Below are 26,351 nucleotides of genomic sequence, written 5' to 3' on the forward strand. Positions count from 1 at the left end.
AAAATACCATTTAGATACCTATGAATTTTAAAAGAACGATTGCTGTTGTATTATTTTTTTTCAGTGCACTTATATGTTATAATGTTAGTGCACAGACGAACTATTCTGATGTGAAGGTTGATGAGTTGACTGATGCTCAGGTTCGTCAATTGATGCAGCGTGCAGAATCAGTTGGATACAATGATGCTCAGCTGGAACAAATGGCTGCTGCACAGGGGATGAATCCTGAAGAAGTTCAAAAACTTTCATTAAGAGTAGAGAAATTGCGCAAGCAAAGTGGAGGCGGAAGTAGCATGGATTCAAAAAATCAGAATGCTAATGCTGAATATACTCAAGAAGATCAATTCTCAGAGAGAAAAACTTTCAATCAGTCAAGTAGTTCTGATACTTCTAAAAATAAACGCATCAATCTGAATGAAAAAAGTAAGAGAGAGATGAAAGATGCTTTTGGAAATCTAATTCCCAAGATCTTTGGCGCTGAATTGTTCAAGAATAGTGATATTACTTTTGAACCAAATCTACGCCTGGCAACTCCAAAAAGTTATATTATTGGTCCTGATGATCAATTATTGATTGATCTTACAGGTGATAATGAAGCAAATTACAAGCTTCAGGTTAGTCCAGAGGGTAACATTCGTCTTCAATATATTGGATTAATATCTGTCGGAGGGTTATCTATTGAACAAGCTACTTCAAAAATTCGTACTGCAATGTCAAAAACATATACGGGGCTAAGAAGTGGTAGAACAAATGTCTCAATAACTATTGGCAACATTAGAAGTATCAAGATAACTATAGTAGGAGAAGTGGTGAAGCCAGGATCTTATACTTTATCCTCTTTATCTACAGTTTTTAATGCTTTGAACGCTTCAGGTGGTCCAAATGAGAACGGGTCCTTCAGAAAGATTCAGGTGATCCGAAACAACAAAATTGTTTCTACGATTGACGTATATGATTTTCTACTTAAAGGTTTTCAAGTAGGTAATATTAGATTGCAGGATCAGGACGTAATAAACATTCCCGTATATCAAACGCGTGTAGAAATGTCTGGGGAAATTAAGCGTCCAGCATTATTTGAAGTATTGAATACTGAATCTCTGGAGGATGTTATCAACTTTGCGGGTGGATTCTCAAATAAAGCTTATACTGCAAAAATTAAAGTTTTGCAGAATACCAATAAAGAAAGAAGAATTACTGATGTAAGTGCTGACAATTTTATTAAATATAGCCCCTTGAATGGTGACAAATACATTGTTGAGGCTATATTGGATAGGTTTGCAAATCGTGTGGAAATTAAAGGTGCAGTATTTCGTCCTGGTCAATACGAGTTGGAAAGTGGTTTGACACTTAAACAATTAATCCAAAAGGCGGATGGTTTAAAAGAAGATGCCTTTCTAAACAGAGGATATATTTCTCGATTAAATAGTGATAATAGCTTGGCTTTGCTATCTTTTGATGTGGATAAAGTACTGAAAGGCACTGAACAAGATATCCCTTTAAAAAGGGAAGACAAAATCACCATTTCCTCAATATTTGATTTGCGTGATGAATATAAGGTTGATATCAAGGGCGAAGTGAGGTTTCCGGGAACATTTGACTACGGAGAAGGTATGAACATTCAATCCCTGATCCAAATGGCTGGTGGGTTTAAGGAAGGTGCAACTCCCAATCGTATAGAAGTTGCAAGACGGATTAAAAATAGTGATGCCAACTCTATTACTGCAAAAACCGCTGAAGTTTTAAATCTTAATATCAATAGAGATTTAACATTACAAGATTCAACTTTCAGTCTTCAACCATTTGATATCGTATCAATACGAAGTGCAGAAGGCTTTCAAATTCAGAAACAGGTTAAAATAGAGGGAGAAGTACTTTATCCGGGTATCTATACGATTACTAATAAGGATGAACGGATATCAGATGTTATTAAGCGGGCTGGTGGGTTGACTGTATTATCCTTTGCGGAAGGCGCTTCCTTAAGAAGGCCAGGTCCAGAGGTGGTAGAAGAGAAAGACTCTGTGGACAGAGATGGAAATATCATTAAATCTAAAAGTAAAAGCGCTAGTACAAGTTTTGCGAAGGACAAGCAAAAGCAGGAAATGCAAAAACTGGCAAACTTAAAAAGGTTACAAGCATCAGGGGATAATAATTTAACAGACACAGCACAACTCGTTCAGGAAGTTGAAATCCTTGGCAGTGATTTAGTCGGAATTGATTTGGTGAAAATAGTAAAAAAACCGAGATCGAAATATGATCTTCTGCTCGAAGATGGAGATATCATTAATGTTCCTAAGCAATTACAAACGGTCAAAGTTTCTGGAGAAGTATTAAGGCCTATCAATATTGTCTATAACCGTAATCGAGGCATGAAAGAATATATAAATGGCGCAGGAGGTTTTACTTATAATGCTAACAAAAGCGGCGCTTATATTCAATATGCTAATGGCTCTGTAGATGCAAATCGTAAATTTTTATTTTTCAACAATTATCCTAAAGTTAAGCCGGGAGCTGAGATCTTTGTTCCAAAACGCGCTCCAAGAGAAAAACTCGGAGTAGCTGGTGTAGTGGGACTAACATCGGCTTTAGCTACGGTAGCCGCTGTTTTAATTAGCGTTTTAAGATAAAACCATGACAGATTCATCAAACATAACAAAGGAAAATCATAGACCGATCGAAACTGATGAGATTACATTGAAAGATCTCATATTAAAGGTTAAGATCTTTTATAATTATTTGATCTCCAAATGGCTGATTATTGTTATAACCTCACTTATAGGTGGTGCCTTAGGATACATTTATGCATCAAAACAAAAATTCAATTATACCGCTGCTACTACCTTTGTTTTAGAGGAGGAAAGTAGTAAAGGTGGCGGCTTAGGTCAATATGCAGGGTTGGCATCTATGGTCGGTCTTGACCTTGGAGGAGGTGGAGGAGGCATTTTTCAAGGTGAAAATATTTTGGAACTTTATAAATCAAGGAAGATGATTGAGTCAACCTTGTTAACAAAATTCAAACTTAATGGCTCTGATCGGTTACTTATTGATCAATATATTCAAATGAATGATTTAAGAATGACTTGGGATAAAAGACCAGATCTGAAGAACATACAATTTAAGAATTTTGCTGACAGTAATGCCACAAGAATACAAGATAGCCTATTGGGTGTATTTGCACTAGATATTAAAAATAATTTGCTATCAATTTCAAAACCAGATAAGAAATTAAGTATAATTGATGTAGAGGTGAAATCGAAGGACGAGATATTTTCCAAGGTTTTCAATGAAACTATAGTAAAAAATGTAAACGACTTTTATATAAAGACAAAAACCAAGAAATCATTATTTAATTTATCAATCCTTCAGCGTCAAACAGATTCTGTAAGAAACGCTTTACATGGGGCTATAGTCGCCACGGCAGCAATTACAGATGCTACACCAAATTTGAATATCACAAGACAAGTGTTACGGGCGCCAGGACAACGGTCACAGATAAATGCTGAGGCTAACAAAGCCATACTCTCTCAGCTTGTACAGAATCTAGAGCTGTCAAAAATAGCGCTACGCAATGAAACGCCTTTAATCCAGGTAATAGATGGTCCAAGATTTCCTCTTCAGAAAAGCAAGGTTGGATATGTAAAAGGCGTAACAGTGGGAATTTTTCTTGCTGGTGCCTTCACGGTATTTATTCTCCTTGTGAAGAAAATTATTAAAAGTATAATGGAATAATAGAATGCAGACATATACTTTAACAGTTATTGACCTAAAAAAAGAGACTGAAGACACGATTACGATCAGCTTCAAACAACCAGGTTTAAAGAAAATCAAATATCAGGCTGGACAATATTTATCACTTATTTTTAAAATTAATGGTAGGCGATATATTAGGCCATATTCTTTCTCATCAGCGCCTGGAATTGATCCATCATTGCAGGTTACAGTAAAAAGGATTCCTAATGGAATAATTTCTAATCATATACATGATCTAGTTAAAGTAGGCGATTTGATTACTGTCATGCCACCCATGGGAGATTTTATATTTGAACCTAAATCCAACACAAATGCCGTGTATCTATGGGGGGTGGGAAGCGGTATTACTCCACTGATATCTTTAACGAAAGCCATTTTAGTAAATTATCCACAAATTGAGGTACATTTAGTTTATGGTAATCGTTGTAACGACAGCACGATTTTTTTAGAAACTATCCAAGACTTGGTCAGCAAATATCAAGATAAATTTAAAGTCTATCATTTTTTGACAACGCCAACACTGGATCAATCAGGGGATGGAATTATCAAGGGAAGAATTAATCAGAATAATGCAACAGATATTGTACTTAAAGAGCATATTGACACATCTTTGCATTTTATATGTGGGCCATCGGGATTAAAAGAGTCTGTGAAATCAGCATTAACCACTTTGCAGATTTCCAGTGATGTAATTTTTTCTGAAGATTTTGAATTAATTACTAATCCTGAAGATTTTGTAGACATTGCCACACAGTTCATACAACTAAAATTCGGGGATGAGAGTTTTAAATTGGAAGTTATTAAAGGAAAAAACATCTTAGAATCTGCACTTGATGCAGGTATAGAATTACCTTACTCATGCCAAACAGGTAATTGTGATAGTTGTAAGGGAAAGCTGAAAAATGGAGAATTAAAAGTAATTGGTACAGATCATCATAAAACGACTCTGAAAACTGATGAATTCCTATTGTGTTGTAGTTATCCGCTCACAGAGGGCATATATATAGAAGTAAATAAAGAATTATGAAAGTAGTATTACTTGCAGGAGGGCTAGGTACCCGATTATCAGAAGAAACGGTTGTAAAGCCTAAACCTATGGTTGAAGTTGGAGCAATGCCTATTCTTTGGCACATCATGAAAATCTATTCCACTTATGGATACAATGATTTTGTAGTTTGTTTAGGTTATAAAGGATATGTAGTAAAAGAATATTTCGCTAATTATTTCTTGCACAAATCTGATGTGACAATAGATTTGAAAAATAATGCTATCGAAGTACATGAATCCGAAGCAGAGCCTTGGAAAATTACCTTAGTTGATACAGGTGATAGTTCAATGACTGGCGGCAGGATCAAACGCATTCAAAAATATGTTAAAGATGAAACTTTTATGTTAACATATGGTGATGGAGTAGGGAATATTAATATCAAAGAATTAGTAGAATATCATGCTAGTCATGGGAAGCTATGTACGGTAACTTCTGTTCAACCTTCTGGCAGGTTTGGAGCTTTGGATCTTTCTCCTGAGAATTCTGTTAATTCATTTCTTGAGAAACCAAAAGGAGATGGTTCTTGGATCAATGGGGGATACATGGTTTGTGAACCAGGTGTTTTTGATTATATTAAGGATGGTGACGCAACAGTTTGGGAACAAGAACCAATGCAAAATATTGCACTGGCTGGTGAAATGAAAGCTTACAAACATCGCGGATTTTGGCGGCCAATGGATACGCTTAAAGATAAGCATGATCTAAATGAAATGTGGGAAAAAAATCAGGCAGAATGGAGAACTTGGTAGAATTAAAAAATATTTATAAAGATAAAAAGGTTTTCTTAACCGGCCATACCGGTTTTAAAGGTAGTTGGATGCTCCAACTTTTGGCAGTTCTTGGCGCAGAAGTTAAAGGTTTTGCATTAGAAACGAAGACTACTAATGATTTATACAATCTCTTAGAAGGTGATAAATTGTGCAAATCGATAATTGGGGACATTAGAGACCGCAACTTATTGATTAAGGAAATTCTTGATTTTGAGCCCGATTTTATTTTTCATTTAGCTGCACAGCCTTTAGTTAGGTTATCCTATGAGATCCCTGCAGAGACATTTGAAGTTAATGCGATAGGGACTGCAAACGTATTGGATGCTGTACGTCAGCTTAATAAAAAATGCCATACAGTATTAATCACGACGGATAAAGTTTATCACAATAATGAATGGATTTATCCTTATAGAGAGAATGACAGATTGGGTGGTTATGATCCATATAGCGCAAGCAAGGCCTGTACTGAATTAATCATTGACTCTTACAGAAACTCTTTTTTTAATTTAAATGAGATGACTGATCATAAAAAATCGATAGCAGTAGGCAGAGCAGGTAACGTGATAGGTGGTGGTGATTGGTCTGAAGATCGTTTGATACCTGACATTGCTAAGGGTCTAATTGCTAATAGTCCTGTCTCGATAAGAAATCCATCATCAGTTAGGCCATGGCAGCATGTTTTAGAACCTGTTAGTGCTTATTTAGTATTAGGAGCATGTCTTTCCAAAGATCCGGTAAAATTTAGTCAGGCTTATAATTTTGGTCCAAATGAAGGTGACTCGCTATCTGTTGAGCAGATGGTCAACTTGGCAATCAAATATTGGGGAAGCGGTGATTTTGATTTTGTCAGAAATATACAACAACCTCATGAAGCAGGATTACTTAAACTTGATATTAGTAAAGCAATTTCAGAATTAAAATGGTCACCTAAACTAAATGCTGGTTCAGCTGTTGAATTGACGATGAAATGGTACCAGCAGTTCCATATGAATAGAAAAAATATTAAAGATTTTACAATGATGCAGGTCTTACAGTTTTTAGATGCGTAAAGTTTTAATTACTGGAATAACGGGATTTATAGGCTCCCATTTAGCAGAAGAACTTATTTCTGCAGGCCTAGAGATTGTAGGTTTAAAGCGGAAGGAGTCCAATACCTGGCGAAATCGGGCTTATCAAGATAAAATCCATTGGGTAGATATTGATGATGAAGGAACATATAAGGAGTACCTACTTTCATTAAATTTAGACATCATTATCCACTCAGCGTGGATTGGCGTGGAGGCCTCTGATCGAGATGATTGGCAGCAGCAAGCGAAAAATATAGGGTTTTTAGTTGATTTGCTTGAAGTTGCAAAGTTGTCTAGTGTCAATAAAATTATATTCTTGGGTTCTCAAGCTGAATACGGCACTATCAACGGAAAGGTAGATGAAAGTTACATTCCTGATCCATCCACTGCTTATGCAAGTGTGAAACTAGCATGCTTGCAAATTCTAAAAACTTATTGTAAAATTAATGGCATATCTTGGGTATGGCTGAGGATCTTTTCGGTTTTTGGTGAAAGAGAAAATAATAACTGGTTAATTCCCTCAACTGTTAAACAAATGACCACCGGCTTTGAAATGAAGCTTACTGGGGGAGAACAGAAATATGCCTATATGTATGTTAAGGATGTTGCATCTATTATCACTAAAATCGCTATGTGTGAGGTCCAATCTGATATTTATAATATTTCATCAAGTGAGTTACGATCTATTAAATCTATTTTAGAATCTATAAAGGAATATGTTAAACCTGACTTTAAGTTGGATTTTGGCGCATTACCATATAGAGAAAATCAGCCGATGCATATAGAAGGAGATTGTCAGAAAATCAGGTCTCAAATAGGAGAATTACAATTTACTAATTTTAACGTAGCTTTGAAGCGTACTTTAGATTATTATTTAAAGACTTAATTTGTTATGAAAGCATCTGATTATATCGCTGAATTCTTGGCGAAAAAAGGTATAAAGAGTTTATTTGAGCTGTCTGGGGGGATGATTACACATCTCTTGGATTCCATAAATCAGAAGACGGATATTAATATTATATCTATGCATCACGAGCAGGCGGCTGCTTTTGCTGCTGAAGGATATGCACGGGTAACTGGCATCCCCGGTGTGGCTTTAGCTACAAGCGGGCCAGGAGCGACCAATCTTCTTACAGGCATAGGTAGTTGTTATTTTGATTCTACTCCAGCTATCTTTATTACTGGGCAAGTAAACAGGCACGAGTTGAAAGGAAATAGCTCTATTAGGCAGCTTGGCTTTCAAGAAACAGATATAATTGCAATGGCAAGTCCAATTACGAAACGCTGTTTTCAAGTCAAGGATCCCGCTGATATTCCTGCCATATTCGAAGAAAGTTTCCGAATCTCTCTTGAAGGAAGACCTGGACCGGTATTAATTGATATTCCAATGGATGTTCAACGTGCGGATATTAGTGAAGTGGCAACGGATGATGAGCATTCAATCGCTGGTGATAATTACGATTTTAGCGAACTAGATAATATAATTAATGATATTAGAAACGCTAAACGCCCACTAATTCTTGCTGGGAGGGGTATCAAGGCAGGTAATTCTCAATTTGACTTTGATAAGTTTGTTCAATTAACAAAAATTCCTGTCATCACTACCTTATTAGGCTTAGATACTATCAGTTTTGATGATGAACAACGTGTCGGATTTATAGGCAGTTATGGGAATAGGTGGGCTAATATTGCTTTTGGAGAGTGTGATCTTTTACTTGTATTAGGTAGTAGATTAGATATACGACAGACAGGTGCAGATGCCAACTTCATCGCACAAAGAAAAATTTATCATGTTGATTGTTTATCTGAAGAAATTAATAATAGAGTAAAAGGTTGTGTGCCAGTAGTTTCTCACCTGAAAAATTTCTTCAAAGCTTTTTTTAATAAAGCCCTAAATTCTACATTTCCTCTTCCTGCTGAATGGAATAGTAGAATAGATCAGCTGAAAAGTACATGGCCAGATGTCGCAGAATTGGAAACTGTGGGCATTAATCCTAATGTTTTTATGCATCAATTGTCCAAGGCTTCTGTCCAAGCTTCTACTTACCTCGCTGATGTGGGCAGCCATCAGATGTGGGCTGCACAGTCGCTTGAATTAAATAGAGGACAGCATTTTCTGACCTCTGGCGGAATGGGTGCTATGGGGTTCTCACTACCTGCTGGAATTGGAGCATGTATTGCGCTTGAAAAAAAGCCAGTAGTTGTTCTAATTGGTGATGGGTGTATGCAGATTAATATTCAAGAACTGCAGACTATAGTACGTAACAATCTTCCGATAAAAATCATTGTATTAAATAATCGTACACTCGGTATGATTAGGCAATTTCAAGACAGTTATTTTGAATCGCGTTATCAATCCACTTATTGGGGTTATGATGCACCTGATTTTACTAAGATTGCCATAGCATATGGAATTGATGCTAAAACAATCTCAGGATCTGAAGAAACAGAGGATGCCGTAAATTGGCTTTGGACAAAAGATAATCAAAATAGGCCTCAATTATTACAGGTAATGATAGACCCTAAGACAAATACATATCCTAAAATTGCATTTGGCAGACCTATTACTGAAATGGAACCATTTGCAAAGCCCATTGAGATGGAAGGCACATAACACATATACATAAATTATTTAGCACTAACACATGTTACAGAACATTAACGACCAAGCATTAGAGAATAGTTTAAGAGAAATAGCTAGAAAAAAAACTTCCCAAGCTATAGTTGCAGGTGTAAATTATATACCCGTCACTGGTAAAGTACTCGATGAAGAGGACATATTACTTGGAGTAGATGCAGCTTTGGATGGTTGGTTAACTGCCGGACGTTTTGCAAACACCTTTGAATATGAATTTGCCCAATACTTTGGAGCACATAAAGCTCTTCTTGTAAATTCAGGATCTTCAGCTAATTTAGTGGCATTTTATGCCCTTACCTCACCAAAGTTGGGTGACAGAGCCATACGTCCGGGTGATGAGGTGATTACAGTTGCTGCTGGTTTTCCAACAACCGTTAATCCTATTATTCAATTCGGTGCGGTACCTGTATTCATTGATGTTGATATCGCCACACATAACGTAAAGGCAGATCTGATCGAAGCAGCAGTTAGTTCAAAGACCAAAGCAATAATGATCGCACATTCATTAGGTAACCCTTTTGATCTTGATGAAGTTATGAGAGTCGCTAAAAAGCATAATCTTTGGGTAGTTGAGGATGACTGTGATTCTTTAGGGGCTACTTACAAAGGAAAGAAAACAGGCACCTTCGGTGATATCTCAACTTTCTCTTTTTATCCAGCTCACCACATTACTATGGGAGAGGGAGGAGCTGTATTGATCAATAATCCACTTCTTGCAAAAATAGCAGAAAGTTTTAGAGATTGGGGTAGAGATTGTTATTGTGAACCAGGAAAAGACAATACTTGTGGTTGTAGGTTTGAACAACAACTTGGAAGTTTGCCATATGGATATGATCACAAGTACACATATTCACATATTGGCTTCAACTTAAAGGTAACTGATATGCAGGCGGCCTTCGGCGTATCGCAGATAAAAAAGATTGACACCTTTGTACAAAGAAGACGTGAGAATTATTTGGCGCTATACGAAAGAATGAAAGAATTTGAAGATGTGTTCATTCTTCCAGAAGCTACTTTAAACAGCGAGCCCTCATGGTTTGGATTTTTACTAACATTGAGGGAAGGAGATGCTTCTGATAGACATATGTTGGTACAACATTTAGAAGAAAAGAAAATTGGCACCCGATTACTATTCGGAGGTAATATTCTTCGCCAGCCAGGTTACACGAATATAAATCATAGAGTTTCTGGTGATTTGACAAATACAGATATAATTATGAATCAGTCATTTTGGTTAGGCGTTTGGCCGGGCTTGAATGAAAGCCACTATGACTATATCGCCGATGTAATTAGGGACTATATAAACTCATAATGCTATCGTACATCCAATCACTTTCCAGAAAGTTAGGCATTGACGGTGCTATCGCTTACACCGTGCTATCTAGATGTGTCCAGGCAGGGGGGGGGCTTGTTTCGATAATATTTATTGCCAAACATCTCACTAAAATAGAGCAAGGCTATTACTACACCTTTGGTAGTATCCTTGCTATACAAATATTTTTTGAGCTTGGTCTCTCAAATATTATCACCCAATACGTTGCACATGAAATGGCCCACCTTACCTGGAATGGTAAGTCTGATATCCAGGGCGACGAAGCCTCAATGTCAAGGTTATCGTCGTTATTACATTTTTGCATAAAGTGGTTTGGTATAATGGCTATTATTTTGGTCGTAATCCTCATTATTGCCGGAAACGTGTTTTTCAATACATATAATCACGGAGATACATACGTAAATTGGCAATCGCCTTGGATAATTTTGTGCATTTCTACTGCTGGGTCATTGATGATTTCTCCGATTCTTTCTTTTTTTGAAGGATTGAGTAAAGTAAAGGAAGTAGCGATGATGAGGCTAGTACAGCAGGTATTTCAACTTACATTACTCTATATTTTTTTGAGTTTGGGATTAAAGTTGTTTTCCAGTCCGTTAGCAGCAATTATTACGTTTTTCATTGTTCCAATATGGGTGCTAGTATCTTACAAATTTGTTCTCTTAAAAAATATCTGGAATAAATTAACCTTTTATAAGGTGAATTACAGGCTCGAAATATTTCCATTACAATGGAAAATTGCTTTGAGTTGGATCAGTGGATTTTTTATATTTCAACTTTTTAACCCTGTTCTTTTCGCTACTGAAGGGCCCATTGTCGCTGGTCAGATGGGAATGACATTAGCGGCTCTAAATGGTGTAATGTCAATTTCAATGAGCTGGATAAATACTAAAGTTCCTGTCTTCTCAAATCTTATTGCGTTAAAAGACTTCAAAGAGCTTGATCGCGTTTTTGCGGTTGTTGTGAGACAGTCTAGTTTGATTTGTGGTGCTGCGCTCGGATTTTTGTTACTAATAGTCTTCACTTTAAAATATTTTGAACTGCAAATTGGAAATCGTTTTTTACCATTTTTCCCACTCATCCTTTTATGTACTGCAACTTTTGTCAATCAATTAATATCTGCATTGGCTACTTACTTGAGGTGTCATAAGGAAGAACCTTTTCTAGTGCAGTCAATCGTTATGGGTCTTTTGACTGCTGCATCGACCTTTATTTTAGGACATGCATTTGGTTTAAATGGTATAGTGATAGGGTATTCCGCATTAGTCATAATCGGTAGTTTAATCTGGTCTCTACTCATTTTTTATAAAAAAAGAGAATTATGGCATACTTAGAGAATAACCTTTTGTTAACGATAGCAATACCTACATACAACAGGTCAAATTTTTTGGATCAAGCGTTACTAAGCATCTATAATCAAATCGGTGACAAAGCAGACTTAATTGAAATTATAGTCTCTGATAATAACTCATCTGATAACACTACGGAAGTTGTTAATCAACACATCAGAAACGGTCTACCCATTAATTATGTGAAAAATGATGTAAATAAGGGTGCTGATTTTAATATATCGCAATGTTTTAAACTGGCAAATGGCAAATTTGTACTGACATTTGGAGATGATGATAAACTTCTAAATGGAACTATTGATAAAATAATCGCTGTTATTAAAGAATATCCTGATTTTGGGATACTATATTTGAACTGGCGCCTAATTAGTGACGGTATATTAGCCATTGATGAAAAGTCTCCTGTCTTAATGTTTAATGATTATGAAGATTTTTTGAAAAAAATTAGTCATAATATAACTTTCATATCCGGAAATGTTGTCAATAAGAAGTTTGTCAAAGATATTTATTTCGAAAAATACTTTGCAACTTCTCTAATACAGTTACCTTTTTTCCTGACTGCGGTTTTAAACTCTCCTTATAATCTTTACTTCCAAGAACCTTCAGTCGCAGTACCTGTAAATAATAGTGGTGGTTATAGTATATGTACAGTATTTGGGAGTAATATCAACCAGATATTCCAGGAATATTCGACCGATGAAAAAAGGAAAAGGACATTTAAAGCTATAAAAGATGAATTATTAACGGTCTGCTTTCCAGGTTGGATTAAAAGACTAAAATCATCGGGGCATAAATTCACCGATGTTGAAATCCATAAAGTATTAAAACCCATTTATAAAGATAACCTGAATTATTGGATCTATAATTATCCTTTAATCATTCAGCCAGGCCGTATGCTAAATATTACTTGGCCCGTTTATACACTTTATTCGTTGTTTATAACAAAAGTTCTAAAGAAGCGTGTTCGTTTCAAATACACTATTGCAAAAATATAATTATGTTTAACCCAGAAAAAAAGATACTCATTGTATTTGGTACAAGGCCAGAAGCTATAAAAATGGCTCCATTGGTAAAAGAGTTTCAAAAATATCCTGAACGATACAATTTAAAAGTTTGTGTCACTGCCCAACACAGAGAAATGTTGGATCAAGTGTTATCTTTTTTTGATATAGTGCCAGATTATGATCTAAATTTGATGAGGCCAGGCCAGAATCTATCACAATTAACCGCTGATATCCTACTTGGCATGAAAGGCATACTAGAAGATTTTTGTCCTGATTTCGTATTTGTTCATGGTGATACCACAACTTCAATGGCAACTGCCTTGGCAGCATTTTACAACCAAACAAAAGTTTGTCATGTTGAAGCTGGACTAAGGACCTTTAATAAACATTCCCCTTTCCCTGAAGAGATAAATAGGCAAATTACAGGACGTATAACTGACTTGCATTTTGCTCCAACAAGTAAATCATCTGAAAATCTGCTGAAAGAAGGTACAAATGCGGAAAATATAGTGATAACAGGAAATACGGTGATTGATGCGTTGTTTTTAGCACAAGATAAACTAAAGAACTATGAAGATGATGAGATTAAATATTTAAAATCTCTTGAATTGACACAAAACAAAGTTATTCTGGTAACAGGCCATAGACGTGAAAATTTTGGCGAAGGGTTCATTAATATCTGTAATGCATTAAAAATAATTGCTGAAGATAAAGATGTTTTAATAATCTATCCGGTGCATTTAAATCCAAATGTACAAAAGCCAGTGAAAGAAATTTTGGATGGAATAGATAATATTTTATTAATTGATCCGCTTGGCTATCCTGCTTTCTCATGGCTGATGGGAAAGTCATACTTTATCATCACTGATAGCGGTGGTGTGCAGGAAGAAGCGCCAAGTTTAGGCATACCAGTCTTGGTGATGAGAGATAATACTGAAAGACCTGAAGCTGTAGATGCAGGCACTGTAAAATTAGTCGGTACCAATACTGAAACGATCGTTAGAGAGGCTAAATCGTTGCTGACGGATAAAGAAGTTTATGATGCGATGAGCCTTGCCCATAATCCTTATGGTGACGGTTTGTCTGCATCTAGAATTGTAAAAGCAATTAACAATGTCGGAGAATAAAAAAAATATTGTATTCCTTGCTGAGTATCCGAATTCCACCACAATAAAGGAAGGGATGTCTCAAAGAATGGTTGCGATAGATGAGCAATTTGCAAAAGAAGCAAGGGTATATCTTTTTGTATCTCATAGGTTTTTTGCGAAAAAAGAGGTTTATTATGCTAAAGATGATGTGCTTCAATATAAATGTAATTTATTCATTCATTTTCTCTTCATAATGAGACTGTTAATGAAAAGCAAACTTTTATATTTTCATTCTATACAGAATGCACTTCCCATTTTGCCATGTCTATTTTTTTTGAAATCTTCAAAAAAAATTGTACTCGATATTCATGGTGTAGTACCTGAAGAACATAAATTTGCCGGACAAGATTTTAAAGCTAAGTTATATTCGATCACTGAAAGGTATATTTTTAAAAATCTTTACCTTGGGATTTCTGTGACCAATGCAATGACCAGACATTTTAGATTAAAGTATCCTTCGTTAAAACTTAATTTGATTACTTACCCAATAATACCATCAAATATCTTGACGAATCAATATTGTCCTGATGAGGTTGAGAGTAGCGAATTTATAGAAGTGATTTATAGTGGAAATCTCCAATCATGGCAGAACATCTCTTTAATGATCGAGGTCATTTCTAACAATTTATCATCTAAGATCAGATATACAATTCTGACTGGAAATCCTCAAGGAATGATTGAAATGCTGAATCTACATAATCTTTCAGAAAAGGATAATATAATTGTACATTCTGTTAGTCCTTCGGAACTTGGATATTATTACAAAAGATCTCACTATGGATTTATCTTAAGAGATGATATTACTGTTAATAGAGTGGCCTGTCCTACAAAATTGATAGAATATATGTGTTATGGTATCATTCCAGTCGTTAAAAGTGATTCAATAGGTGATTTCAAGGAGATGGGTTATGAATATTTACAAGTTAATAATTTTCAGAGGGACAACATAAGGGCTGACAAAAGCCAAACAAACTATGAAGTAGTAAGAAAACTCGTAAACAAGTCAAGTGATATTAATATTCAAAAATTTTTACTAAACAATATATAGAGTCCAAATAAATGATTATTTATTATGTTATCTTTTTTCTAGCCTTTCTTCTTTGTGCTTTGGATTACGCTAAACATGAGTTAATCAGGAGAATTGTATACATTGGTTTTTGTACTTTCCTTATTGTATTGCCAGGCGTTAGAACAATTGGTACTGACAATGATAGCAAGAATTACGAAGAGATATATAATATTAGTAATGGCCATAGTTTAGGAGAAATTGTCACAGGAAATTATGATGATAACACCGAGCGAGGATACGCACTATTAAACAAGATCATTGGTCTCTTGGGGGGGAATATACATGTTCTGTTATTTGTTGTAGCTTTGGCAACGGGCGTTTTGAATTACACTATTATTTATAAATTATGCCCTTTCCCTTTTACGGCACTAATTTTTTATCTATGTTTTTATTATTTCTATCGCGATTTTACGCAGATAAGATATGGTTTAAGTTGCGCTGTTGTCTTTTGGTCGCTTTATTTTCTTTTGAAGGAGCAGTACTTTTATTCTTTCCTAACCGCGATAGGTGCAACTTTATTCCATAGTACAGCATTCGCAGTTTTTTTGGTGCTGCCTTTTTGTTTGATAGTCAAGAATAGATACTTTTATTTCATCCTGCCTTTTGTTGGTTTGATTGGTTTATTTAAAAATCCATTTCCTATTCTATTGTCTTTAGGGGGAGTTCCAGAACATATGCAAATTTATTTAAATGCAGAAGGAGGGGGAGGTCTGGTAGTAACAGGTATTGGCTTAATTATTATGTGCTTGTATCTTGTTTATCATAAACATATGCAAAAAAATGAATTTAATTTTCCAGTATATTACCGTCTTACATCCATGGGTGCAGCACTAAATGTTCTCTTCATACAGGCCTCTATATTCCAAAGATTTTCCTATCTTTTTTTTCAATTTAGTATCATACTATTTCCTAACATTGTAGCCTCCTTATTAAAACTTAAAGATCGATATTATTTCGTCGCGCTACATTTTCTGGTAAATTGTTTTTTCCTGTATTACGGTATAAAATTGATTGCGCCAACTTTAATCAGGCCTTATTTTAATTGACATTATGCCACAGATTGATATATTATTAGCAACATACAATGGTGAGGCATATCTGGAGAATCAGCTCCTTTCATTATTGTCCCAAACTTTTAAAGATTGGCATCTCCACGTTCATGACGATGGTTCTACAGATGGCACACTCGCTATATTAAGAGCGTTTGAGTCGCAAGATAACCGTATCACTATTATCAATGATGGGGTGAAATGCGGTGGAGCTGCAAATAATTTCTTGCATTTATTAAATTATGCCAAGTCGGAATTGGTCATATTTTGTGATCAGGATGATATTTGGTTTGAAAACAAATTGGCCTTACTTGCCAACGAATTTGAAGGGGCTGTGAATGAGCCTTTAGCTGTATTTTGCAATGGCTTTGCTTATTCAGAAGATCTGGGTATTATAAACGAGAAGATTACCTCAACATTCCCCAATAACTTAAAAGAACAATTATTCTTAAACGCTGGCATCCAAGGGTGTTCTTTAATGTTTAATCGCGCATTACTTAATAAATTGCATACAATTCCAGAGATTAATGCGATGCATGATCACTTTATCACACTCGGTGCCATCAGTTTTGGAAGGTTGAAATATCTTGACAAGTCCTTAATGTTATACAGACAGTTCCATGCCAATAAGGCCACAACTAATATAAATTACAGCATTAGCAATCGCGTGATTTCAATTTTTAAAAGTGATATTCCTGTTATTGATAGACTGCATTTAGATGCTACCATGTCATTTTATGATAGTTATAAAAACGATTTGGAAGTTGCGCAACAAATATTGTTTCAACAATATTTTCTGTACACCAAAAGCAAGTTATTGAAAAGGTTACAAATAATCTTTATAAATGGCTTTAAACTGTATAATAGTGTAACCTTGTTACTGGTGAAAACGATAACTAGAAAAGCCGTTAATTGATTATGATATTTACCATCTTCACAGCCACATTTAATAGAGCCCATTTATTGCCAAAGCTTTTTGAATCATTAAAGGAGCAAACCTATACCGATTTTGAATGGATTGTCGTTGATGATGGAAGCAGTGATAATACGGCTGAAGTGATGAACAGTTTTATCAGCCAAAACAATTTATTCAATATTAAATACATTCAACAGCGGAATTCAGGAAAGCATATCGCAATAAATAAGGGCGTAAGCGAAGCCGAGGGAGATTTGTTTTTTGTAGTGGATAGCGATGATTACATTGGTAAAGATGCCTTAGAAATTTTAAAACGAGAATGGCTTTTAATAGAGTCAGACCCGGAATTTGCCGGTTTAGCTGGTAATAAATGTAACTTTTCTGGCGTTGCTATCGGGGATCCCGCTTATAACACACTTGATTGTAGTCCATTGGATTTTAGATATAAATTTAATGGTAAGGGTGACAAGTGTGAAGTAATAAGGACTTCGGTGTTTAAGATGTATCCTTTCCCAAATACACCGGATGAAAGGTTTTGTCCCGAAGCCCTGTTTTTCAATAGACTGAAGAATTTTAAGTTGAGATATTTTAATGAAAATCTATATTTCTGTGAATACTTGCCAGAGGGGTTGACTGCAAAAATTTTCAAAATCAGAAAAGACAGTCCAATCAACACATGCATTTGCTATTTAGAACTTGCTGAAAGTGAGATCCCCTTTAAGGATAGTTTTAAAGCAATGATCAATTTTTATAGGTTTAAAAGGTATACTGCTGCACTCATAAGATCTCCAAGGCACAATTTATTCACCAGAAATTTAGCTAGGTCCATTGCTGCTGGTATTTATTTGATAGCTGATAAAAAGAAAGTTTAGTACTTACCCCTAACTATTTGATCGGAATGAGACTTAAAGTCCTGCATATAATTAATGGTCTTGGCACTGGAGGAGCTGAGAAATTAATCATTGAATCTCTACCTCAATATACAGTTCGTAATGAAAATATAATTGTTGACCTTCTTTTACTAGATGGTACTGAGTATCCATTTAAGATCCAGATCGAGAAGAACTTCAAGGGCAAGGTTATCTCATTGGGCACAGGTGGTGTCTATAATCCTTTACACATACTGAAACTAACAAAGTACCTGGCAAGTTACGATATTGTTCATGTTCATCTTTTTCCATCACTTTACTTTGTTGCTATTGCCAAAATTATTTCGCGTACCAAAGCAAAGTTTATTTTTACTGAGCACAGTACTAATAATAGGAGAGTTAAAAATAAAATTTTTAGAGTCCTTGATAAATTTATCTATAAACAATACGATGTAGTTACAGCCATTACTCCTCAAGTTATGCAAATGTTGAAGGAAACACTTCGTTTGCAAAATAAAGTTGTAGTAGTTTATAATGGCATCAATGTTGACCAGATAAGAAATGCTGAGTCATTGGATCCAAAATCCTTTTTTTTGGATGAGGGCGCCAAAGTTTTAATTCAGGTTTCACGTTTTAGTATAGAAAAAGACCAGCAGACTGTAATCAGAGCGATGAGGATTTTGCCTTCCTATGTCAAGCTATTATTGGTGGGTGATGGTGAAAGTATCGTGGCTTGCAAAGCCTTGGTAAATGATCTGGGATTAGAAGAAAGGGTCAGGTTTTTAGGGGTTAGAATGGATGTGCCGCAATTGCTAAAGGCAAGTGATATTATTGTCCAATCGTCTTTTTGGGAAGGTTTTGGCTTAGCTGCTGTTGAGGGGATGGCTGCAGAAAAGCCATTGATAGCCTCAGCTGTGCCTGGCCTTTACGAAATTACAGAAGGGGCGGGGTTAACTTTTCAGCAGGGTGATGAGGAAGGATTATCAGAAAAAGTGATGACTCTGATAGAAAATGAAACACTATATAATCAGGTCGCCAGGGATTGCTTTGCACGTGCAGAAAAATTTAAAATAGAAACCATGGTAGATCAATTAATCAAAATTTATGAAAATCTTTAATAAGAAAACCATCGTAATATTCACCTTATTTGTTTCTATTCTAAGCAATTCATGTGCTCAAAATAGGGCAGTTAAAACCTTTAATGTTCGGGATTATGGGGCAGTGGGTAATGGAATTACTGATGATTATGCTGCTATCCAAAAGTGTTTTGATGATGCGCTTAAACTTAATGATTCAAAAGTGTTATTTCCTTCAGGAAAATACAGCTTATCTAAAGGTTTAGTTGCACATTATATCAATAATAACCTGGAAATATTAGGGAATACTACAAATGGAGTTCTGCCAGCTATTATTTGTAAAAGTCCTGTTTCGGCATTAAGTATAAGAGGCTATTTCGACCCTAAGGCCTTAGGTACGATAAAAATAAGTAACCTAAAAATACAAGGTGGATTTGCCAAATACCCATATAGCGACCACAATCCTTATGTTAATAAAAAACAATGGTTTACTGGTCTATCAATAACTGATAAAAGGAAAATTACTATAAATAATGTTATAGTATCAGATTTTTATGGTCAGGGAATTTATATTAGTTCGACACAACAAACTGATATACCACTAACTGCCCGAGCGCAGCAAGTAAGTATTACTAATTCAAAAGTGCTAAATTGTTGGGGCTTTAATCCAGCTGCTGACGATTATGGTGATGGTATCTATCTTTCCAATGTAGCATCTGCAGTATTACGTAACAATATTATAAGAAACGATTTTAAAACCACAAAGCAGCTTGGACGTTGTGGAATCGTGCTCGAATTTATGGCTGAAGATTGTATAATTGAAAAAAATCAGATTTTTGGCTATGACAGAGGAATTCATCTGGAAGCTGATTATGGCGGGCATTTAATTAATGGAAATTCGATTTCAGGCTCTGATATGGGAATCGTTCTATATAATACTTCAATAGCTGGTCACAATAAGCCCGTAAAAATTACCAATAATACAATATCTAATACGGGCTTTCCAAAAGGAACTACTTTGAAAAGGACCAGGGATATTAGTGCTATTAGTGATCGATCACTGATGAATTTTGTTGCATTAGATGGTTCGAGAAGTGGTAGTTTGATTCAGGATAATTCTTTTATAATTTCAGGAGATTATGATTATTTTTCTAACACAATCGTCAATATAAAGGCTGATAAATTACTGATAAAAAATAATAAATATTCAGTTGTAAAAGCTAACAGACTAAAGTATCCAATTCTCTATAATAATTATTCTAATTCGGTTCCGGTTGGTGATGCGTTCATAGGCGTCGAAAGTTTGAAATTCAAGAAGGCAAACTTAAATTCCGGCGCTGAGAGAGTAAGGGCTCAAAATAAGCTTAACACAACTCGAATCACGCTTGATCTGTAAGTGGTAGTTATATATGAATAAGATCAAATTAGCAAGAATTACAACGATTCCACTGAGCCTAGAGGTATTATTGAAGGGGCAGTTGAAGTACTTATCACAATATTATGATGTTCTGGCAGTTTCATCTCCGGGTGATAAATTAGAGATTGTAAAGGAACGAGAAGGAGTTAAAGTGAGTGTTGTTAAGATGGAACGGGAAATCTCGTTGTTTAAAGATATTATTTCTTTATGGAAACTGTTCCGCTTGTTTAAACTCGAACGCCCTAATATTGTTCATTCGAACACCCCCAAATCTAGCTTATTATCTATGGTCGCAGCATATTTATCGGGAGTACCCTTCAGGATATATACTGTTACAGGACTTCGGTTTGAGACTGAAGAGGGGATCAAAAAAAGTATTTTGATCGCAATGGAAAGATTAACGTGTTTTTTTTCGACGCACGTTGTTGCAGAAAGTTTAGGTGTACAAATGATGATTGCTGAATATAAGTTAAGTAACAAATCTTCGTATATTATTGGCAACGGCAATATCAATGGGCTTGATGAAGAGTACTGGAATCCTTACTTACCACAATTTTTAAATAACACAGCGTTAATAAAAGAACTTGGTTTATCACCCGATCATTTTATCTTTATTTTCGTAGGCCGATTAGTTGGTGATAAGGGTGTCAACGAGCTTATTAAAGCTTTTTCTGGACTTAATAATGATAAATTTAAACTATTGCTATTGGGAGAAACAGAACAAAAACTAGACGCTCTGGAACAAGGCGTTGTTGACGAGATTTTTAATAATAAGAATATTTTACCTCTTGGATTTCAAGCTGATATTAGGCCCTATCTGGCAATCAGCCATTCACTGGTATTACCCAGTTATCGTGAAGGATTCCCAAACGTAATTTTGCAGGCTGCTGCTATGAGACTGCCTTGCATTGTAACGGATGTGCATGGGGCTGCTGAAGTCATAGATAAAAGAAATGGTATTGTGATCAAAAAAAGAGACATCAACTCTTTGGCCCTTGCGTTGAATAATATGTACGTGAGTTACGAGGAATTTGATAAAGACTATTGTAGAAACAAGGTTGTCAATGCTTATTCTCAAACATTTTATTTTCCACAATTAGTTTCGTTTTATAACGGATTATCAAATTGATATGTACAAATATTTTTTAAAGAGGTTTATAGATTTTTCAATAGCGCTGATCGTTATATTTCTTGCAAGTCCTGTGATTCTAATAGTCTTTTTACTTCTTTTCATCGCAAATGATGGCAAGGCTTTTTTTGTACAAGCTCGCCCTGGTAAGAATGGTAAAATTTTCAAGATTTTAAAATTCAAAACAATGAATGATAAATCAGACGAAAATGGATTACTGCTTCCAGATGCAGAACGGTTAACAAAAATAGGATCGTTTGTCAGGTCAACTTCTTTGGATGAATTGCCACAACTATTTAACGTGATTATTGGAGACATGAGTCTGATTGGTCCAAGACCATTACTGGTAGAGTATCTACCCTTGTATAATAAGATCCAAATGAAGCGTCATGATGTTAGACCTGGCATAACAGGATGGGCGCAGGTGAATGGGAGAAATTCTTTGTCTTGGTCGGAAAAGTTTAATTTGGATGTAGAGTATGTAAATAATCTTACCTTTGGATTGGATTTGAAAATTGTTTTGCTGACGATCAAAAAGGTTTTTATTCGAGAAGGAATCAATTCTTCAACATCAAGTACGATGGAGAAATTTAAAGGAAACTAAAATGTTTATTATTGGCTCTGGTGGGCATGCTAAAGTGATTTTGGATATGCTCCTATTGAGCAATTCAATAGTTTCAGGGCTTTGGGATGATCGCATTGAAAAAGCAAGTGTCTTGGGTATTCCTATATTGGGAACTATTGATGAATTATCTTCAATGCAAACTTCCGAAAAAATAATTATTGCTGTTGGGGATAATACTACCAGAAAGGCTATTGCTAAGCGGTTAATGCCTTTTTCTTTTGCGAATGTTATACATCCTGCATCAATCATCTCAAAGTCTTGCTTACTTGGAACAGGAATTGTTGCGATGGCGAATAGTACAGTGAATGTAGGAAGTACAATTGGTAATCACGTGATCATAAACACAAATGCATCTATAGATCATGATTGTCAAATTGGAGATTTTGTACATATTTCTCCCAATGTTGCTTTAGCTGGCAATGTGAAGGTCGGTAATGGTACACACATTGGAATAGGTTCAGCAGTGATCCAGGGGATCACGATAGGCGAAAATGTAGTTATTGGCGCTGGTAGTGTAATTGTTAGAGATATTCCTGACCATGGTGTTGTATTTGGGAATCCAGGAAGAATTAGAAAATATAGAAATGAATAATAAGATATGGCTTTCTTCACCGCATATGGGTGGAACAGAACAAAGATTTGTTGAAGAAGCATTTACAAACAATTGGATTGCTCCATTAGGCCCTAATGTTGACGGCTTTGAGGCAGACTTGCAGTCATTTTGTGGATCAGGATATGCTGCAGCATTAAGTTCGGGAACAGCGGCACTGCATCTTGCCTTAATAATCCTCGGCGTTACCACAGGAGACGATGTACTCTGTCAAAGTTTTACTTTTTCTGCTTCCGCCAATCCAATTATCTACTGCGGAGCCACTCCTGTATTTATTGATAGCGAAGTTGATACTTGGAACATGTGTCCAAAACATTTGGAATCGGCAATTCAAGACCGTTTAAGCCAAGGTAAAAAGATTAAGGCAATAATTCCGGTTCATCTATATGGAATGCCAGCTAAAATGGATGAGATTTTGGCAATAGCCAACAAATATAATATTCCTGTAGTTGAAGATGCTGCCGAGGGACTTGGTTCTACTTACAAAGGTAGGCCTTTAGGATCTTTTGGCGGATTTGGGGTCTTATCTTTTAATGGAAATAAGATAATTACTACTAGTGGTGGTGGTGCTTTGCTTTCAGAAAACAAAATATTTATAGAACAAGCCCGCTTTTTGGCCACTCAAGCGCGAGATAACGCCCCGCATTATGAACATACTCAAATTGGATACAATTACAGGATGAGTAACATCTGTGCAGGCATTGGACGAGGACAAATGGAAGTACTTCTTCAAAGAGTTTCGCAGCGTAGAGGAAACTACGATTATTATTTAGAGCAGTTAGGTGACATTCCTGGAATAAGTTTTCTAGCCGAGCCTGAACATTTCTATTCCAATAGGTGGCTTTCCTGTATCGTAATAGATCCTGCTATGGGTATTACTAGGGAGGATGTGCGATTGGCATTGGTTGCGGAGAATATTGAATCGCGTCCGCTGTGGAAACCTATGCACTTGCAGCCTGTATTTGAAAAGTATTCCTATTATGGTGATGGAGTTGCCGAAAATTTGTTTAATAATGGTCTATGCTTACCCTCAGGATCAAATCTGGAGAGAGCTGACCTGGATAGGGTAATTCGTGTCATAAAAAATACTTTTAACAATCCTTTTTAATTATCCGGCTCATGAATAAATTTTTACTACCTGCGTTCCTTGTTATCTCGCTCCTACTTTCGTGTGCTAAGAGTAATAATACTGAAGTAGAGGTTTACAATAATGATTTTGAAAATGGAGATTTACAAAACATTCTGAATGGTAAAATATCAAGGTTTAATGGTTCTAGTGTTTTAGGTAACTTCAATAATGAAGGCTTTAACCTAACAGTCAACAACCTCCCTTCTCACGAGGTGGTTGAGATCACCTTTGACCTCTATATTCACGATAGTTGGGAAGGGGTACAATCTGCGAATGATCAAACCAATGGACCAGACATATGGCAAATGACAATCGATGATAAACTATATATCTACACAACTTTTGCCAATTTTGACTGCATACCTGGAAATTTCTGCCCTCCTCAGTCTTATCCCGCAGATTATCCTGCGCAAAGTAATAATCCTAAAACAGGGGCGTCCCGCACTGACCTACCGGGTTTCTGCAGCCAGGTTGAGAAATCTGACGGCACTACATTATACAAAATTCATAAAAAGATTAGTCATTCTAGCAAACAATTAGAATTGAATTGCTTAGATGTTTTGAAGGAAAAATATCAGGCTGATCCTAAGTGTGACGAAAGCTGGTCTATTGATAATTTACAAATTAAGGCCGTTAACATAAGATAATGAAGAACGCATCAATGAACAAAATAAAAATATTCCTCATAATCATTTTAGTTGGTTCATTTCAATGCCTACTTAATGCGCAAACAATCCCAGTTGGCGCAGTAGGGCTTGAAGATTACTATCGCCGCGCGCAACTTCTTGGACAAGCGGACTCATCAATTTCATTGATGATTCGACCAATATTACCAAAACTAAGCTTTCGAGCTAAAGATGTATTTTATCAAGATAGTACTGAAAAAAGATATGATCTGCTGAATACACAAAGTGTTTATAGATCAAAAGATGGCAAATTGACTGTAAGTCTTCTACCCGTGAATGTGCAAACACAAATTAATTCCCATCATCCCTATGGCTGGAATGACGGAGCTATGATACCTGCTAAAGGATTTCAGACATTACTTAGTGGAGGTCTATATCTGGAATATGGTATGTTGAGTGTGCAATTCAAACCTGAAGTTAACCTGGCTGTAAATGGCAAGTTTGATACCTTCCATCCTGACACATACGGAATTATTGTTGCCCGGTATTATGATTTTTACAACAATGTTGACTTACCTGCAAGGTTCGGGAATAATGAAATTGGAAAAGCATATTGGGGACAAAGTAGTATCCGTTTGAATTATAAAGATCTTTCTTTCGGATTGTCCACTGAAAATCTCTGGTGGGGGCCTGGCATGAGAAATTCCTTATTGATGAGTAATTCTGCACCGGGGTTTAAACATTTAACATTAAATACGAGAAAACCTATCAAAACTGTTATCGGATCTTTTGAAGGACAATTGATCGCCGGTAAACTTGAAAATTCAGGTTATGGTGTCTTACAACCTGAGTGGCTTTACTTTGGAAGTTCTTTGTATGTTCCAAAGCCTGATAACTGGAGATATTTGTCGGGTTTGGCTTTGACATGGCAACCTAAATGGGTACCTGGACTTTTCTTCGGTCTGACCCGAAGTTCTCAGCTCTATCATAATGATCTCTCAAAATTTGGTGATTACCTGCCATTTTTCTCCTCATCAAATAAGCTTGGTGTTGATGACGCACTTGATAATAAAAGAGATAATAGAAGTTCTGTGTTCATGCGATGGTTATGGCCCGAAGAACAGGCCGAAATTTACTTTGAGTATGGGAAGAATAATAGCACCGGAAATGCGCGTAATCAAGCCTTGGATGCAGCTCGCAATAGGGCATATATTTTTGGTCTAAGAAAAATGCTTCCTTTTAATAAAAGTAGAAATGAAAATTTGCTCATTAGTATTGAAGCTACTCAATTACAGGAGACTAATCCTGCGGATATCCGGAATGCTGACAGCTGGTATGTCAATAAATATGTGAGGCAGGGATATACCAATAGAGGCGAAGTCCTGGGAGCAGGCATAGGGCCAGGTGGAAATTCGCAGACTGTGGATGTTAGTTGGGTAAAAGGACTTAAACGTCTGGGGATACAGCTTGAGCGATATGTGCATAACAACGATTTTTATTTTTATGCCTATGAAAATGACAAAGACTCTAGACGTCATTGGACAGATCTTAGTCTAGCATTCAATGGTGAATGGAATTATAAAAATTTCATTTTCAATGCAAAGTTGATGGGAGTGAATTCCCTAAATTATCAATGGTATCTATTCCAGGGACCTAATGATGATGTAAATATAAGTGGAAAGGATGCATTTAACGTACAAATGCAAGCTGGATTGACTTATCGTTTTTAAGAAGT

The 26,351-nt window shown here is 35.9% G+C and carries 23 protein-coding genes; all 23 read left to right on the plus strand.

Annotated features, from left to right (window positions below):
* Positions 1-20: 20 nt before the first annotated feature.
* The 23 genes from OQY15_RS22020 to OQY15_RS22130 are packed head-to-tail and all read left to right on the plus strand — an operon-like array spanning position 21 to position 26,346.
* Positions 21-2,624 (plus strand): SLBB domain-containing protein, encoded by a 2,604-nt coding sequence (locus tag OQY15_RS22020; RefSeq protein WP_265794296.1) that lies wholly within the window; start codon positions 21-23, stop codon positions 2,622-2,624.
* Between the two features lie 4 nt (positions 2,625-2,628).
* Positions 2,629-3,726, plus strand: coding sequence for a lipopolysaccharide biosynthesis protein (locus OQY15_RS22025; protein WP_265794297.1), 1,098 nt, complete (start codon positions 2,629-2,631; stop codon positions 3,724-3,726).
* Positions 3,727-3,730: 4 nt separating this feature from the next.
* A complete protein-coding gene (locus OQY15_RS22030; RefSeq protein WP_265794298.1) occupies positions 3,731-4,774 on the plus strand; it encodes an FAD-binding oxidoreductase in 1,044 nt (347 codons plus the stop codon).
* On the plus strand, positions 4,771-5,544 hold the full coding sequence (gene rfbF / locus OQY15_RS22035; RefSeq protein WP_265794299.1) for a glucose-1-phosphate cytidylyltransferase: 774 nt from the start codon (positions 4,771-4,773) through the stop codon (positions 5,542-5,544). The genes OQY15_RS22030 and rfbF overlap by 4 nt, the downstream gene beginning before the upstream one ends.
* Positions 5,529-6,614, plus strand: coding sequence for a CDP-glucose 4,6-dehydratase (gene rfbG / locus OQY15_RS22040; protein WP_265794302.1), 1,086 nt, complete (start codon positions 5,529-5,531; stop codon positions 6,612-6,614). The genes rfbF and rfbG overlap by 16 nt, the downstream gene beginning before the upstream one ends.
* Positions 6,607-7,518: an NAD-dependent epimerase/dehydratase family protein gene (locus tag OQY15_RS22045; protein WP_265794303.1), complete on the plus strand. Its 912-nt coding sequence runs from the start codon at positions 6,607-6,609 to the stop codon at positions 7,516-7,518. Before rfbG ends, OQY15_RS22045 begins: the two co-directional genes overlap by 8 nt.
* Positions 7,519-7,524: 6 nt before the next feature.
* Positions 7,525-9,246 carry a thiamine pyrophosphate-binding protein gene (locus OQY15_RS22050; RefSeq protein WP_265794305.1) on the plus strand — a complete coding sequence of 574 codons (1,722 nt, stop codon included), beginning with the start codon at positions 7,525-7,527 and terminating at the stop codon, positions 9,244-9,246.
* Positions 9,247-9,277: 31 nt separating this feature from the next.
* The gene (gene rfbH / locus OQY15_RS22055; protein WP_265794306.1) at positions 9,278-10,582 is read left to right on the plus strand and encodes a lipopolysaccharide biosynthesis protein RfbH; all 1,305 of its coding nucleotides are present in this window, start codon (positions 9,278-9,280) and stop codon (positions 10,580-10,582) included.
* Positions 10,582-11,934, plus strand: a complete 1,353-nt coding sequence (locus tag OQY15_RS22060; RefSeq protein ID WP_265794307.1) for an oligosaccharide flippase family protein — start codon at positions 10,582-10,584, stop codon at positions 11,932-11,934. The genes rfbH and OQY15_RS22060 overlap by 1 nt, the downstream gene beginning before the upstream one ends.
* Complete coding sequence (locus OQY15_RS22065) at positions 11,922-12,944, plus strand: glycosyltransferase family A protein (RefSeq protein WP_265794308.1); 1,023 nt, start codon at positions 11,922-11,924, stop codon at positions 12,942-12,944. Before OQY15_RS22060 ends, OQY15_RS22065 begins: the two co-directional genes overlap by 13 nt.
* Positions 12,945-12,946: 2 nt before the next feature.
* Positions 12,947-14,080, plus strand: coding sequence for a UDP-N-acetylglucosamine 2-epimerase (non-hydrolyzing) (gene wecB, locus OQY15_RS22070; protein WP_265794309.1), 1,134 nt, complete (start codon positions 12,947-12,949; stop codon positions 14,078-14,080).
* On the plus strand, positions 14,067-15,149 hold the full coding sequence (locus OQY15_RS22075; RefSeq protein ID WP_265794310.1) for a hypothetical protein: 1,083 nt from the start codon (positions 14,067-14,069) through the stop codon (positions 15,147-15,149). Before wecB ends, OQY15_RS22075 begins: the two co-directional genes overlap by 14 nt.
* 11 nt (positions 15,150-15,160) lie before the next feature.
* Complete coding sequence (locus OQY15_RS22080) at positions 15,161-16,216, plus strand: EpsG family protein (protein ID WP_265794311.1); 1,056 nt, start codon at positions 15,161-15,163, stop codon at positions 16,214-16,216.
* A 4-nt stretch (positions 16,217-16,220) separates the two neighbouring features.
* Positions 16,221-17,135 (plus strand): glycosyltransferase, encoded by a 915-nt coding sequence (locus OQY15_RS22085; protein ID WP_265794313.1) that lies wholly within the window; start codon positions 16,221-16,223, stop codon positions 17,133-17,135.
* 2 nt (positions 17,136-17,137) lie between these two features.
* Complete coding sequence (locus OQY15_RS22090; protein WP_265794315.1) at positions 17,138-18,007, plus strand: glycosyltransferase family A protein; 870 nt, start codon at positions 17,138-17,140, stop codon at positions 18,005-18,007.
* A 26-nt stretch (positions 18,008-18,033) separates the two neighbouring features.
* Positions 18,034-19,122 (plus strand): glycosyltransferase, encoded by a 1,089-nt coding sequence (locus OQY15_RS22095; RefSeq protein WP_265794316.1) that lies wholly within the window; start codon positions 18,034-18,036, stop codon positions 19,120-19,122.
* On the plus strand, positions 19,109-20,476 hold the full coding sequence (locus OQY15_RS22100; protein WP_265794317.1) for a glycosyl hydrolase family 28-related protein: 1,368 nt from the start codon (positions 19,109-19,111) through the stop codon (positions 20,474-20,476). Before OQY15_RS22095 ends, OQY15_RS22100 begins: the two co-directional genes overlap by 14 nt.
* A 13-nt stretch (positions 20,477-20,489) precedes the next feature.
* Positions 20,490-21,626: a glycosyltransferase family 4 protein gene (locus OQY15_RS22105; RefSeq protein ID WP_265794318.1), complete on the plus strand. Its 1,137-nt coding sequence runs from the start codon at positions 20,490-20,492 to the stop codon at positions 21,624-21,626.
* Position 21,627: 1 nt separating this feature from the next.
* Complete coding sequence (locus OQY15_RS22110; RefSeq protein ID WP_265794320.1) at positions 21,628-22,230, plus strand: sugar transferase; 603 nt, start codon at positions 21,628-21,630, stop codon at positions 22,228-22,230.
* 1 nt (position 22,231) lies between these two features.
* On the plus strand, positions 22,232-22,843 hold the full coding sequence (locus OQY15_RS22115; protein ID WP_265794321.1) for an acetyltransferase: 612 nt from the start codon (positions 22,232-22,234) through the stop codon (positions 22,841-22,843).
* Positions 22,803-23,969, plus strand: coding sequence for an aminotransferase class I/II-fold pyridoxal phosphate-dependent enzyme (locus OQY15_RS22120; protein ID WP_322973412.1), 1,167 nt, complete (start codon positions 22,803-22,805; stop codon positions 23,967-23,969). Before OQY15_RS22115 ends, OQY15_RS22120 begins: the two co-directional genes overlap by 41 nt.
* A gap of 11 nt (positions 23,970-23,980) precedes the next feature.
* Positions 23,981-24,637 carry a hypothetical protein gene (locus OQY15_RS22125; RefSeq protein ID WP_265794322.1) on the plus strand — a complete coding sequence of 219 codons (657 nt, stop codon included), beginning with the start codon at positions 23,981-23,983 and terminating at the stop codon, positions 24,635-24,637.
* Positions 24,637-26,346: a capsule assembly Wzi family protein gene (locus OQY15_RS22130; protein ID WP_265794323.1), complete on the plus strand. Its 1,710-nt coding sequence runs from the start codon at positions 24,637-24,639 to the stop codon at positions 26,344-26,346. The genes OQY15_RS22125 and OQY15_RS22130 overlap by 1 nt, the downstream gene beginning before the upstream one ends.
* Positions 26,347-26,351 lie beyond the last annotated feature (5 nt).

The sequence above is a fragment of the Pedobacter sp. MC2016-15 genome, from assembly GCF_026239695.1.
Lineage (GTDB): Bacteria > Bacteroidota > Bacteroidia > Sphingobacteriales > Sphingobacteriaceae > Pedobacter.